14 protein-coding genes are annotated in these 13,899 nt (G+C 44.5%); 7 read left to right on the top strand and 7 right to left on the bottom strand.

The window, feature by feature from the left end; translation table 11 throughout:
- Positions 1–8 precede the first annotated feature (8 nt).
- The 3 genes from uhpB to uhpT form a co-directional block, all read right to left on the bottom strand.
- Positions 9–1,532 (bottom strand): signal transduction histidine-protein kinase/phosphatase UhpB, encoded by a 1,524-nt coding sequence (uhpB, locus tag EYW48_RS18030; protein WP_172532563.1) that lies wholly within the window; start codon positions 1,530–1,532, stop codon positions 9–11.
- Positions 1,532–2,137, bottom strand: a complete 606-nt coding sequence (gene uhpA / locus EYW48_RS18035; protein WP_053311105.1) for a transcriptional regulator UhpA — start codon at positions 2,135–2,137, stop codon at positions 1,532–1,534. The genes uhpB and uhpA overlap by 1 nt, the downstream gene beginning before the upstream one ends.
- Before the next feature lie 291 nt (positions 2,138–2,428).
- Positions 2,429–3,823 carry a hexose-6-phosphate:phosphate antiporter gene (gene uhpT, locus EYW48_RS18040; protein ID WP_053311104.1) on the bottom strand — a complete coding sequence of 465 codons (1,395 nt, stop codon included), beginning with the start codon at positions 3,821–3,823 and terminating at the stop codon, positions 2,429–2,431.
- Positions 3,824–4,168: 345 nt separating this feature from the next.
- On the opposite strand from uhpT, the gene EYW48_RS18045 reads away from it, so the two are divergent.
- Positions 4,169–4,567, top strand: coding sequence for a hypothetical protein (locus tag EYW48_RS18045; RefSeq protein ID WP_171981232.1), 399 nt, complete (start codon positions 4,169–4,171; stop codon positions 4,565–4,567).
- Here EYW48_RS18045 and EYW48_RS18050 read toward each other — a convergent pair.
- On the bottom strand, positions 4,544–4,930 hold the full coding sequence (locus EYW48_RS18050) for a VOC family protein (protein WP_053311102.1): 387 nt from the start codon (positions 4,928–4,930) through the stop codon (positions 4,544–4,546). The two genes, EYW48_RS18045 and EYW48_RS18050, sit on opposite strands and share 24 nt — an antisense overlap.
- Before the next feature lie 3 nt (positions 4,931–4,933).
- Positions 4,934–5,863 carry a LysR family transcriptional regulator gene (locus EYW48_RS18055; RefSeq protein ID WP_277432778.1) on the bottom strand — a complete coding sequence of 310 codons (930 nt, stop codon included), beginning with the start codon at positions 5,861–5,863 and terminating at the stop codon, positions 4,934–4,936.
- A gap of 296 nt (positions 5,864–6,159) precedes the next feature.
- On the opposite strand from EYW48_RS18055, the gene EYW48_RS18060 reads away from it, so the two are divergent.
- From EYW48_RS18060 to EYW48_RS18070, 3 genes are all read left to right on the top strand, one after another.
- Positions 6,160–7,356, top strand: coding sequence for a glycine C-acetyltransferase (locus EYW48_RS18060; RefSeq protein WP_172532559.1), 1,197 nt, complete (start codon positions 6,160–6,162; stop codon positions 7,354–7,356).
- Positions 7,353–8,384, top strand: a complete 1,032-nt coding sequence (tdh, locus tag EYW48_RS18065) for an L-threonine 3-dehydrogenase (RefSeq protein WP_171981223.1) — start codon at positions 7,353–7,355, stop codon at positions 8,382–8,384. Before EYW48_RS18060 ends, tdh begins: the two co-directional genes overlap by 4 nt.
- A gap of 184 nt (positions 8,385–8,568) precedes the next feature.
- Positions 8,569–8,823: a YdcH family protein gene (locus EYW48_RS18070; RefSeq protein ID WP_171375523.1), complete on the top strand. Its 255-nt coding sequence runs from the start codon at positions 8,569–8,571 to the stop codon at positions 8,821–8,823.
- A 130-nt stretch (positions 8,824–8,953) separates the two neighbouring features.
- Here the strand turns inward: EYW48_RS18070 and EYW48_RS18075 are convergent, their stop codons facing one another.
- The gene (locus EYW48_RS18075) at positions 8,954–9,664 is read right to left on the bottom strand and encodes a tRNA (adenine(22)-N(1))-methyltransferase TrmK (RefSeq protein WP_216652965.1); all 711 of its coding nucleotides are present in this window, start codon (positions 9,662–9,664) and stop codon (positions 8,954–8,956) included.
- 156 nt (positions 9,665–9,820) lie between these two features.
- On the opposite strand from EYW48_RS18075, the gene EYW48_RS18080 reads away from it, so the two are divergent.
- A complete protein-coding gene (locus EYW48_RS18080; RefSeq protein ID WP_053311097.1) occupies positions 9,821–10,111 on the top strand; it encodes a YkgJ family cysteine cluster protein in 291 nt (96 codons plus the stop codon).
- A 70-nt stretch (positions 10,112–10,181) separates the two neighbouring features.
- On the opposite strand, the gene EYW48_RS18085 is transcribed toward EYW48_RS18080, so the two are convergent.
- Positions 10,182–10,526, bottom strand: coding sequence for a YajD family HNH nuclease (locus EYW48_RS18085; RefSeq protein WP_053311096.1), 345 nt, complete (start codon positions 10,524–10,526; stop codon positions 10,182–10,184).
- 214 nt (positions 10,527–10,740) lie between these two features.
- Between EYW48_RS18085 and EYW48_RS18090 the strand changes: the two genes are divergently transcribed.
- Positions 10,741–10,956 carry a DUF3820 family protein gene (locus EYW48_RS18090; RefSeq protein ID WP_053311095.1) on the top strand — a complete coding sequence of 72 codons (216 nt, stop codon included), beginning with the start codon at positions 10,741–10,743 and terminating at the stop codon, positions 10,954–10,956.
- Positions 10,957–11,216: 260 nt separating this feature from the next.
- Positions 11,217–13,664, top strand: coding sequence for a glycoside hydrolase family 2 protein (locus tag EYW48_RS18095; protein WP_277432779.1), 2,448 nt, complete (start codon positions 11,217–11,219; stop codon positions 13,662–13,664).
- Positions 13,665–13,899 lie beyond the last annotated feature (235 nt).

Below are 13,899 nucleotides of genomic sequence, written 5' to 3' on the forward strand. Positions count from 1 at the left end.
GTTTCACTCTATAAATTAGGCAGAATAACTGTCAGCCGGGTTCCATGGGTCGAGACGTTTGATTGTTTACACTCACTGTGTAGTTGAAATTGTCCGCCTAGGGCTTGCACCCGTTCGCGCATGCCTCGTAAGCCAAACCCTTTCAAATGGTCTTCTGCTTTAAGGCCAATACCGTCATCTGTGATATGCAATGTCACACTTGAACCCAACGAAAAGTGAATGTGGATATGCTCTGCTTGTGCGTATTTCAAGGCGTTATTTAATGCTTCTTGGCACAAACGGTATAGGGTGACTTTGGTTGCGTCACTCAAAGCCTTAAGTTTTAGCGCGCTGTTATCACACCATTCGACATGAGTTTGAACGCCATGGGCGCTGAATTCCAAATCACGCAGTAATTGTTCAATGGCCTCTTCAAGCCCCAGGTCATCGAGCGTTTTGGGGCGAAGACGAGTGAGCAGTCCTTTAGTGGTGTCATAAACATTGAGCGATAATGCTTCAATAGTATTGGCGCAGTGAGTGGTGACAGGCTCGGTTTCAACGCGTTGAATGATACTGGCCTGGGTTCGAATTGCGGTGATGTTTTGGCCGATTTCATCGTGCAATTCACGTGCAATATCTCGCCTTACCGACTCTTCGGCTTTGACTAACTGGCGTGAAAGGTTTTGATTGCGGTCGAGCTCTTGGCGCAGTTTGGTGTTGAGATCTCGTTGATGCTGAACGGCCATGCCAAGAGTAATTCCTGTCAAACTTTGCGCTGATAGTGACAGTAATAGGTCGGTAATTTCTATGCCGGAAACACCGCTTCGTGCGGCAATAAGCGCAATACTGTTGAGCAGTGTACCAAGCAAGGCTCCCTGCCAACCATAACGAAAGGCAAGTAAAATAATGGGAATGGCCAAACAAAAAGGTGCAAATCGCCGGAGTTCGTCTGGTAAACCAATTTGTAGCGCGATGCTAAGAGCAAATAACAAGCTGTAAAAGACGATGTGCCGAGCTCTAAACTCAATATGGCGTGAGACTAAATTGGCCGTTAGTGGTATCCAAGTACTTTGGAAAAGGTAATTCCATACTAAGTAACAGCTAGGCACCATCATTAAACCAGCGGTAATGCTGACTAAAGCGACCATTGAAGCGGCAATGTCATGGTGACTGACGGCGAGGGTATTAGTCAGTGCACTGAGCACAATAATTACTCCCATCACAGTTAAACGACGCTGTTGTGAACCGTAATAGTAGCGTTGTGCAACGGCTATCAATGGAATACTAGCAGCACTGGCAGCTAATACAGTTAGCCACTGTGGTTGGTCCATCAATATCGCTAAAGCAACGGTTAACCACCACTCTGCCGCGTAAATAGCCGGCCAGTAGTATTTTGGAGTGTGTAGCGTGATACCTAAACGCAGCGCAAAGGGGAAAAAAAGAATTGCAAGTTCAGGATCGTTGACGAAGTAATAAGCGATGACCCATGAGCAAAACCAGCTGCAAGAGAGCAGAAACCAAGCGCAGATCGAAGTGATAAGGTAGCGATGCATTATAGTGAGTCAGGGAAATATTTGGCGAGGGCGACATTATTTGTCACGCCCAGTTTATCCATGGCGTTGGCGCGGTGCACATGAACGGTTTTATGGCTTAATCCAAGTTCGGTTGCGACGGCTTTGACATCTAAACCACAAGCAAGCATTTCACTGATTTGTCGTTCACGTTTAGTCAGTTTTTCTAAATTGTGGCTACCGCGTTTAGGTGATGCGATTTTAAGGGCAATTTCTGGCGTTAAATAACAGCCACCAGATGCACTGGTGCGCACCGCTTGAATTAATTCATCGGGGCTACACCGCTTGCTGAGGTAACCAAGTGCGCCAGCTTCAAGAGCTTTTTCTACCATGGCTGCAGAGTCATGTACGCTGAGCATGATACACGCCATGCCAGAAGGGAGATCTTGCAGTAAAGATAAACCGCTTTCATCAGGCATTGATATATCAAGAATACACACCGTTGCGCCAGAGCCGGGCAAGCCGCTACGGGCTTCTGCCGCAGAGCTAAATTGGCCGACCACTTCTATATCGGCTTCTAAACTCATCAACTGAGCAAATCCCGAACGCACAATAATGTGGTCATCCACTAAGGCTACTTTGATCATCGATAAAACTCAGCAAATAAGAAAAGGGGCATAAACTAACTCTAGCTGGTCAATTAAACAACCAATATATCCCCTTCCTACTTGAAGTTGCAGCGGTGTTGGCTACGTTTGCTCACCCCAATCACATAGTTTATCTATGCTCATGGGGATTCACTCACTTGCCGCCTACCTGCAACTCCAAATAGTTTGGATATAGCTAAATGAGCTAATAGGACTGCTGATCTTAATATTACAGATATAAAAACGCGACGCTGAATAAAACCAAACGTCGCGTGATTTCTTTATTTTTCGTTAAGCGCCTGCACTTGCCAGCAGTAGTTTTTTCTCGTGGCGTATTTTACGTTCTTCTGCAATCGCAACAAATGCCAGCAATACGATACAGATTACCGCTGAAGTATCGAGGGCGGCAAAGGTACCTTTCCAGCCGGTTAAACCAAAGATTGGTGTGCCGTCAGCAATCATACCTAGCCCCAGCTTGGCGAAGCTATCACCAATTAAGTAAGCAAACGTACCCTTCACACCATCAGCGACACTGATCGCTTTTTTCGGTACAAAACCAACAGCCGCAACACCAATTAATAATTGTGGGCCAAATACGAGGAAGCCAAGTATAAATAACGAAGCAAGGTACATGAATTCACTGGTAGCATGCTGGTAAAACTCGAGTGCTACGATGATCAAACCTAATGAAACACAGGCCACTAAGGCACGACGACCATTAGCAAGGTCAGAAAGGTAACCCCACATTAAGGTGCCCACTAATGCGCCAACTTCGAATAAGGTAAAACCAGAAATGGCAGCTTCTTTTGATAAGCCCAGTTCTTGATAGGCATAGACAGTAGACCATTGGTCGATACCGATACGTACGATATACAAGAAAATGTTGGCAAAACAGAGTAACCAAATCACTTTGTTTTTCAAAATGTATTCAACAAAGATCTCACGCTTGGTCATTTTATTTTCTTCAGCGGCGATATCTTCCTCGCTGATCGCTTCATCAAACAATTCTTCAACAGTACCAAGACCGTAAGCTTCTGGTGAGTCACTGCCGTAGCGTAGGCCAATAAAACCAACTACTAATGCGATAATCGATGGGAAAATAAACATACCAATGACGTGGCCGTCAAAGAAATAGTTTGCACCAAATAGTGCAACGCCTGCAGCTCCTGCACCACCGACGTTGTGCGACATATTCCACAAACCAAGATAGGTGCCACGCTTGTTTTTCGGGGTCCATTTCGTAATGGTAGAGTAACTTGAAGGGCCACCTGTACTTTGGAAAAAGCCGCTTAAGCCGTAAAAAGCAATCATCAAGAATAAGCTAACGCTTGATCCACCCATGCTCATACTGAAACCGAGCATAGCAATACCAGATAAAATGAGCATGAACGGTAGGAATTGCTTAGTGTTTTTTCCATCGGCGTAGTAAGAAACAACGGTCTTACCAATTCCGTAAGTGATGGAGAAGCCAAGGCCAATCAACCCAAGCTGTGTCATTGACAAGCCATAGGTTGAAATCATATCGTTTTGTGCAACGTTGAAGTTTTTACGAATCAAATACATCGCCATGTAGCCGATGAACACCACAAGATAAGATTGTAAAAAAGGTTTGAACCACATTTTGCGGCGTTCTGCTGCTGGTATATCTAAAGTCGGTTTCCGAACTTGTTCCAGAAGTTTTAGCATGTGAAATCCTAGGGAATTTACGTCAATGAAATCTCTGTTGTTTACGTGACAACAAAGTCGAATCGATAGCAGCAAAAGGCTGCGACTACATAGTGGGATGATTGTAAAAACAGCGCTAAGAGTTGACATGAGGGGATGGCCTAGAAAAGTTAAGAATATTTCCTAGTTTTGCTGTGCTGGTGGGTAAAGCGTGAATGGAATCACATTGTTATGCATCATCAACCAAAGCGCGTAGTTATTGGTTTTGTAGCGTTTTCTGGGTGTTTGTTAATTTTTAAGTGCTAACGCACTGTTATTTTTATCAATGGGTTATATAGTGAGCGCAAGTTTATGTTGAGTGTTGCTATGATTCGCCAAAGTCGTTTTAACAAAATGATGCTGATAACCAGTGCCCTGAGTTGGGTATTGGTTGCGTTAATGCCCGTGATCAATGCACATGGCAATACGGCAGGGGTGTGGGCGACGCTGTGTACCATCAATGGTTTTGAACTGGTTCAAATTGAAGAGGGCAAAGTGCAACCTCAGCACAGTAAGCCGTGCCCCTTTGCTCATTTCTCTACTTTTCATCAAGATTCACTTCCAACGACACCTTTACTGACACGACTGAGCTTGCTCATTTCAGACAGTTACACTTTTTTGGCTCTAAGTGTGCGATTTGAACAGCAAGTTCCTAGAGCACCGCCAACACTTTCTATTAAAAAAAACCGATATAGCCCTAATCTACATTTCCGAGTACAGCTCTAGCGGCAGACCGTCTGGGTCAGCAAAAAAAGTGTATTCGCGCCCGGTATATTCATCAATACGGATTGGTTCAACATCCACCCCTTGTGATTCTAAATACGCTTTTACCTCACAGACACTATCAACAACAAACGCTAGGTGACGTAAACCTTGAGCTTCTGGAAAACTCGGTCTTGGTGGTGTGTTAGGAAACGAGAACAACTCAATTTGTCCCCCATCAGGTAAAGCAAGATCAAGTTTGTAAGAATCGCGCGCTTCACGGTAATTCTCAGCAAGAATAGTTAGCCCTAGTATCTGGGTATAAAAGGTTTTAGAACGAGCATAGTCAGAACAGATAATCGCTGCGTGGTGGATTCGTTTTAGCATCAGTTAACCTTTGGTATTGAGTTTGGTGACCAAGTGTTCAGTCACATAATCGATAAACACTCGCAATCGTGCAGGCATGTATTTGGTTTGTGCGTACTGCATAGCAATGGCGCCGTGGTAGTTACTTTTGATGGTCCAATCTTCTAATAACTGTACGACTTTACCTTTCGTTAATGCTTCTTGAATAACAAAATCATGAAAGATACCGATACCTAAACCACTTTTCACCGCATTTAGGCGCATTTGAGAGTGATTAACTGCATAGCGCCCAGAAACTGCAATGGTATGAAATTCATCGTCTTTGAGGAAGTTCCAAATATGGTCACGTTCCGTTTCCGCAAGATACAAGCAATCATGCTCGCTTAATTCGGTTGGGTGGGTTGGTGTTCCGCGTAACGCGGTGTAGTCAGGGCTGGCACATAGCACTAAATTGGTTTTGCCTATTTCCCGCAGTACTAAGTTTTCATCGGGTTTATCGGTAAGACGAAACGCGATATCGATATTGTGTTTGAAGAGATCGATTTCACCATCCGCCGCCCTAAGTTTGAGTTGAATTTCAGGATATTGAGTAAGAAAAGGTACAACTAAGGGTTGCAATACCGAGTTCAAAAATGCTTCTGGTGCCGCCACTGTAAGAGATCCCGCGGGTTCGGTGTGATCCGATGTCGACAGTTCGACAGCTTGCTGCGCGGCATTGACCATCAGTAAACTTTGGTCATAGACGCGTTTTCCTGCTTGAGTGATGATCAATTTACGAGTGGTGCGTTCAAACAGCTTTACGGACAGCGCTGCTTCAAGGCGAGTGATCAGCTTACTGAGCGCTGAAGGGGTAACCCCTAATTTTTGGGCCGCAGCGGTAAAACTACCTTCGTTAACGACAAGAATAAAAGTAGCGAGATCAGGTAACAGAGCAATCAATTTGGGGTGCAGCATAAGAATCAGACATTAATCGCGTCAAAGGTAACGTGGACGTCACTTTCTCAGAATTGCAGCCAGTTTTCAATGACCATTTGTGCCTAGAATTCACGAATGTTTTTCCACTTTGAGGGATTATCGTCATGATGAGCTTGGATTAAACTATATTTATCTCATTTTTGTTATTGGTATTCGTGATGCCCATCGTTAAATGCAGAGATGATTAATCGATGTGTTTACAGTGTAAATAAAGACTATCAATACCACCCTACAAAGCCAGCCATAGGCGATATAAATCAAAGAAGGAATCAGTAATGTCTTCTGCATTTTACCAACAGATCCAGCAGCAACTTGAAACAGTGAAAGCTGAAGGTTTATACAAATCAGAGCGTGTTATTACCTCACAACAGCAAGCTGCTGTTTCAATTTCTACTGGCGAAGAAGTATTGAACTTCTGTGCTAACAACTACTTGGGTCTTGCGAACCACCCTGCGCTGATTGAAGCGGGTCGAGACGGTATGGCAAAGCACGGCTTTGGCATGGCTTCTGTGCGTTTTATCTGTGGCACACAAGATATCCATAAGGAGCTTGAACATAAGTTGTCAGCATTTCTTGGTCAGGAAGATACGATCCTTTACACCTCATGTTTTGATGCGAACACCGGTCTTTTTGAAACGATTTTAGATAAAGAAGATGCGATCATCTCTGACGCGTTAAACCATGCTTCGATTATTGATGGGGTACGTTTGTGTAAGGCGATGCGCTTCCGTTACTCAAACAACAACATGCAAGAGCTAGAAGAGCAATTGATCGCGGCAGATGCAGCCGGTGCTCGTAATAAGCTTATCGTAACTGATGGCGTTTTCTCAATGGACGGTGTGGTTGCCAACCTACCTGCTATTTGTGATTTAGCGGATAAATACAATGCGTTGGTGATGGTTGATGACTCACACGCTGTTGGTTTTATGGGCGCAAACGGCCGTGGTACGCATGAATACCATGATGTCATTGATCGTATCGACATTATTACCGGTACTTTAGGTAAAGCGATGGGCGGGGCTTCTGGTGGTTACACATCTGGCAAGAAAGAAGTGATTGACTGGTTACGTCAGCGTTCACGCCCTTATTTGTTTTCTAACTCTGTGGCTCCTGCGATTGTGACGGCCTCAATCAGAGTGTTAGATCTTCTGGCTGAAAGCGGTTCGCTACGTGACCAATTATGGGATAATGCTACCCATTTCCGTACTCGTATGGAAGCGGCTGGTTTTACTATGGGCGGTGCTGATCACGCGATTATCCCAATCATGTTGGGCGATGCTAAAGTTGCGGCTGAGTTTGCAGAGCGTGCGCTTGCTAAAGGTATCTATGTTATTGGTTTCTCTTTCCCAGTAGTGCCAAAAGGTCAAGCTCGTATCCGTACACAAATGTCGGCAGCACACAGCCGTGAGCAGTTAGATCGCGCCATTGATGCATTTATCGAAGTTGGTCAAGACATGGGACTAATTAAATGAAAATTAAAGCATTATCAAAATTAAAGCCTGAGCAAGGCATTTGGATGACAGACGTTGACATGCCAGAACTTGGCCACAATGATCTGCTCATTAAAATTAAGAAAACCGCCATTTGTGGTACTGATGTGCATATTTACAACTGGGATGAATGGTCACAAAAAACCATTCCGGTACCTATGGTTGTGGGTCATGAATACGTCGGTGAAGTGGTTGGTATTGGTCAAGAAGTACGTGGTTTTGAATTGGGCGACCGCGTTTCTGGTGAAGGTCATATCACATGTGGTCACTGCCGCAACTGTCGTGGTGGTCGTACGCACTTATGCCGCAATACTGTGGGTGTGGGGGTAAACCGCACCGGTGCTTTTTCTGAATTCCTTGTGATCCCTGCATTTAATGCTTTTAAAATCCCAGATGGAATTTCAGACGACTTAGCATCAATCTTTGACCCATTTGGTAACGCTGTACATACGGCGTTGTCATTTGATTTAGTTGGCGAAGATGTATTGATCACCGGCGCTGGGCCAATCGGCATTATGGCGGCAGCCGTGGCGAAACACGTTGGCGCTCGCCATGTGGTGATTACTGATGTAAACGAATACCGCCTTGATCTAGCTCGTAAAATGGGCGTAACTCGCGCAGTCAACGTCGCAGAGCAAAAACTTGAAGATGTGATGAGCGAGCTAGGTATGACCGAAGGTTTTGACGTGGGTCTTGAAATGTCGGGCGTACCGAGTGCATTCAGTTCAATGCTAAAAACCATGAATCACGGTGGTCGTATTGCGCTATTGGGAATTCCACCATCAGATATGGCGATTGACTGGAACCAAGTGATCTTCAAAGGGTTAGTGATCAAAGGTATCTACGGTCGTGAGATGTTTGAAACTTGGTACAAGATGGCATCTTTGATTCAATCTGGCTTAGATCTAACGCCAATCATCACTCACCACTTCAAGGTTGATGACTTCCAAGCAGGCTTCGATGCTATGCGCAGCGGGCTTTCTGGCAAAGTTATTCTTGATTGGGAATAAGCAAGAAGCTGGCTTAGAAATAGATAAGGCGACAGGTTAACTTGTCGCCTTTTTTATATCTGTAATCACCTTTCATGGTCGATTAAAATGAGTTTCGCCATATCACTGCTTTGCGTTTTAAGCCACATTTCTTTGTCACCATTCCTTCTATACTGTGAGTAATTCAACTGAAGAGGGAATGCCGATGCTTAATGAAAATCATGCTTTTATCTTAGAATTTCCTGAGCTTAAATTAGATATTGTTCAGCTTAACCATGATGATCCTACATTCAAAGCGAAGCTACAGCAGTATCACCAATTGGATTATGATATCCGTCAGCTAGAGATATCGGGCAGTCCTATTGATGATGACAATATGAATGATCTCAAGTTTCAGCGTGTCGAGTTAAAAGACATGTTATACAAAAGGCTAACCAAGCATCATCAGCAAGCTATCTAACCGCGTTTTCCCATATTTTATTTGACGAAAGGTCAGAAAAAAATGCTAGCCGTCAGATCCATTTTTGGTCGATGCAATAAAACGGCTTTAGCATCAATTTCTACTCAAGAGTTATCTTTCAACGTTAGAATCAAAGCACCACGGTGTGATACGCGGCAATAATGTGTGTCACGCTGTTGCTGTTACCCTGTTCAATTCGCTGGTAATGACAGAGCGTTTTACGTAAGTATTTTTCAGCAATATTAGCTTGTTTGAGCGAGGTTGATTGCCAAATTTTGTCACCAACAGCGCTAATTGGCGCGTTTTCATCGGTTACTGATGTAACCAACATCACTTCATAAAAACGTTTATTATCCTCGATCAACACTTCATCATTCAAAGAAAACTTAAGTTCAATGAGCTTCTGACGCAGTGCAAATTGGTGGTGAACCGGACACAGCAGAAAATCAATGGCTAACTCGGGGTACTTATGATGAAGAGCCTCAACAAACTTGATCATTAAATCACCACCTACACCAGCAATAATGACTAAGTGTTTTCCTTGATGCTTATCCAATGGCAATGTCGCTACATCAATGCAGTGTGTTTTCCACCGAGAAAGTGAGTGTGAATAAAAGCGTTGCAGTTTGCCTTCTAGCTCATCCATTAGCTTGGGAACTATATCCACAAAGTGTATATTTGGCGCAGCCAGGCGAGACAATAATGCTGCGCCAAGTAACCCATGATCACAGCAGCAATCCCAAATGTGGGTATAGTCGGCTGTCACCATTTGCTCTATTTGCTCTAGTCTTTTACTCAGTTTCAAGAAAAATGCCCATATAACGATGAAAAACGGGCGCATTGTAATGGTTTTCTTCTCTTTAGCGAAGTTGGCGAGAAGATAATGGATTTATCTGCGAAGTTAAATTGGTGAGAGCAAGACACATCGCACAAGAATGTCGGTAACATAACGTAATTTAGAGTACTATGCGCTAATTCAATTGATGGTAGATACCCGATGTCGATACCGATTAAAAACGTAACCACCCCAGAGGTTTCTTGTTCTAATTGTCAGGCTTGTTGTTGCCGTTTAGAAGTGATGATTATTACGGATACTGGCGTACCTCAGCAACATATCGCTTTTGATGAGTGGGGTGGGGAAACTATGCTACGTTTGGCTGATGGTTGGTGTTCGGCATTAGACCGTGAGACTTTCATGTGCACGATTTATGAAAATCGTCCTTGGATTTGCCGAGAATTTGAAATGGGCTCATATGAGTGTCGCGATGAAAGAGCAGAGTTCATGTAAGCCTTATTCGTTTAGTGTTTAAGCATATAGGTACTCGGGGGTCGAACGGAGTACCTTACTGCAATCTGCATTACTTTTTCATCATCTTTGCTAGGTCAGCAAAAGGGTTGTAGGTAGCGCTTTGATGATCATCTAACCTTGCGACTGGATCGGCACCGAATCGATCATGGTCAGAATATTTAGAGTGCTCGTGGTCGTGGCAATACAAGCATAAAAGCTCCCAATTACTGCCATCTTCCGGGTTATTGGTATGATCGTGATCTTTATGATGGACCGTTAACTCTTTCAAATTTGAGTAAACGAACTCACGAGCACAGTTGCCACACACCCACGGATAGAGCTTGAGTGCCTTTTCTCTGTAGCCACTTTCTTGACGAGCATAGCTCGCACTTGAACCATAAAAATCTGATGACATGCTATTTCCAACCATTGGTTTATTGAAAGTCTTATTACGATATTAAAAACCAGTATCCGCTGTAAATAAAAACTTGGACGGAGAACCGATGTTCGATATTAGACCACAAGGTGATTGGTTTCCAAAGAGAGTGAATAACAAAAAACTACCGTAACTAAGCAGAGAAAAGTAAACTGAAGAAACTCAAATGGTTAGTCATTCATGTGGATACGAAATGCTAGAAAAAGAAAACCTGATAAAACTTGCGCGCATGCAAATGCCATTTGGTAAATATGCTGGCCGAGTACTTATCGATCTGCCCGAAGAATATCTACTGTGGTTTGATAAAAAAGGATTCCCAGAGGGGGAGTTAGGTCGTTTATTACAATTGTGCTTAGCATTGAAAATCGAAGGCTTAGATAGTGTTGTCAAGCCGTTAAAGCGAATGTAATTCCTTAGAAATACCGAAACTCTTAGTGCAATCTGATTGAGCGATAGCGGGTTGGCTTTTAGCGCTAGGTGAACTTAGATAGCATCTTGAAAATCAAATTAAAATCAACCAATTCCACTTGTAGGTAAAACTATGAAGTAGCTCCAATTTTTAATTAAATTGGCTTAGTTTTTGATCAATGTTTGCTCATGCGCACCCAATTCAAAGTTACCGCTTCGTATGATGGCCCGACTTCAATCTAACCTAATACAGGAGTGGGAATGACTCGTTTAATTCTTGACGGAAATTGGCGTCTAGCATCCCTAACGAACCCAGATATTCAAACCGACATGATACTACCGGGCGACGTGCATTCTACCTTACTCGCTGCCGATATCATTCCCAACCCTTATTGGGCAACCAATGAAAAAAACGTGCAGTGGGTCTCTGAACACGACTGGCAAATAACCCGAAACTTCGAGGTATCTTCAGAACTTCTTGCCCATGACGTAATCGACCTTTCCATGAGCATGGTCGATACCATGGCGGAGATTACGCTCAACGGTAAAACCGTATTGGAATGCAGCAACATGTTCCGCCTGTATCAAACGGATGTTCGCCCATTTTTAGTGAAAGGGGAAAACACGCTCACCATCACGATTAGACGTGCAGATCTAGAGGCGGCCGCTCGCGCCGAAAAGCTGCCTTTCCCTATACCATGGGCCGTGGGTAACAATCAAATCCCGCACATGAATACTCTGCGTAAAACCCAATGTCATTCAGGCTGGGACTGGGGCATTTGTTTACTAACCAGCGGCGTATATGCACCAATCGAATTGATTGCCCGTCAAGCGTATCGCCTCAATAGCATCACCACCAAACAAACATGGCAAAGCAAGCAGTGCGAACTCGCGGTGAGTGTCGACCTTGAAGTATTAGATTCAGAATCCAGCGCATTGATCGAAGCAACTCTTACCTCTCCGTCAGGTGAATACGTACTAAACGTGCAAACCCCAGTCACAACCGATGCACAACTCAACTTTAGTATTGAGAACCCGCAACAATGGTGGCCAGCAGGCTATGGCGAGCAGCCTCTTTACACGTTAGTCGTCTCAATTGATGGTCAGGCCATCACCAAGAAAATCGGTTTACGCGAGTTAGAACTCGACACTTTAGCAGACGAAGTGGGATCGTCGATGACCTTTATCGTCAACGGTAAGGCCATCATGGCCAAAGGGGCAAACTGGATTCCATTGGATGCCATGCCAGCGCTGCATACCTCAGACCGTTATCGAACCCTGCTTGAAAATGCGGTCGATGCCAACATGAACATGATTCGTGTTTGGGGCGGCGGCATGTACGAGCAAGACGAGTTTTACGATCTGTGTGATGAACTTGGGCTATTGGTCTGGCAAGACCTGATGTTTGCCTGCGCACTATACCCATCAACGCCAGATTTCTTAGCTGATGTTGAACTGGAAGTGCGTGACCAAGTGAGACGCCTACGTGATCACCCAAGTCTCGCACTTTGGTGTGGCGACAACGAAGTGATCGGTGCCATTGGTTGGTATCCTGAGTCTCGAACGAATCGAGAAAAATATGTGGTCAACTACGACAGGCTTAATCGCGTGTTGCAGCAAACTGTCGAAGCCGAAGACCCAACACGCCGCTTCTGGGCGAGCTCTCCATGCAATGGCGAACTAGATTTTGGTGATGCTTGGCACGATGACAACAAAGGCGATATGCACTTCTGGGATGTATGGCATTCTGGTAAATCCTTAGATGCGTACCACAGCATTAAGCCACGTTTTTGCAGTGAGTTTGGTTATCAATCATGGCCATCGCTGCCGGAAGTCAAAACCTTCGCCGAGCCTAGCGATTGGAATGTGACCTCCCCAACGTTTGAACAGCACCAAAAAAATGGCCGTGGTAACAGCATCATCACCGAAATGTTTACGCGTTATTTCCGTTTCCCATCTAACTTTAAACAAATGCTTTACCTCAGCCAAGTGCAACAAGCGCTCGCAATAAAAACCGCTAGCGAATTTTGGCGCGCCAACAAACCCATTTGCCGAGGCATTCTCTATTGGCAATTGAACGACTGCTGGCCTGTAAGTTCATGGTCGAGCATTGAGTACTCAGGTCGCTGGAAACAACTGCACTACCATGCCAAACGCTTCTTTGCTCCGCAAATGGCGACATTCGTTCACGATGAGAGTGGGCTGCGTTTACACGGGTTGAATGATGAACATGTCGTCCGAAAAATAGAAGGGCAAGTGTCCTTAATCGACTGGCAAGGGAACATTCTTGAGGCTTGGTCTGTATCTGATGTCATTAAAGAAGACGGCAATAAGGTATTATGGCGATTAAGTTCTGAGGCATTAGAAAAACGCCAAGGGCAAGGTTTCTATCATGTCGAGCTGAACTGCCAAGGTAAAGTCATTTACAACACTTGGTTTGATGATTTGTTTAAACGCTTGCCACTCGCCGCTGCTAACATCACAGCAGACGTAATTAAAAATGATCAAGGGATACAAGTTGTGCTCAAAACGGATGCACCAGCTTTCTTTGTCCACCCTGAATTTACCGGTAAAGGTCGATTCAGTGATGCCAGCTTTACCCTTTTACCCCACTATCCTGTCACCATCGATTATATTGGTAATGCAACAGCAGAAGAGTTGCAAGCCGATCTTCACATTTACCATTTGGCCGGCAGCTACCTGAGCTAAAATCGAAGGTTGATCTACTTAAGATGTGGGAGCCAGTGATTGTATCACTGGCTCTTTTACGCCCTACTAAGAATGCACCATTGTAGATAGCACTCCCTAACTCGATAATGTCGAGTAGACGACACCTGTTACCAAGTGTCGCCCCTCTAAGAACCCAGCGTGCAACTTTCACCGCACTAGGCTCAAGCCTTCACGAAGGCACCAGTTGGCACCCAGCAACTTACAAAGCAGTGAG

The sequence above is a fragment of the Vibrio sp. 1180_3 genome (assembly GCF_029478545.1).
Taxonomy (GTDB): Bacteria; Pseudomonadota; Gammaproteobacteria; order Enterobacterales; family Vibrionaceae; genus Vibrio; species Vibrio aestuarianus.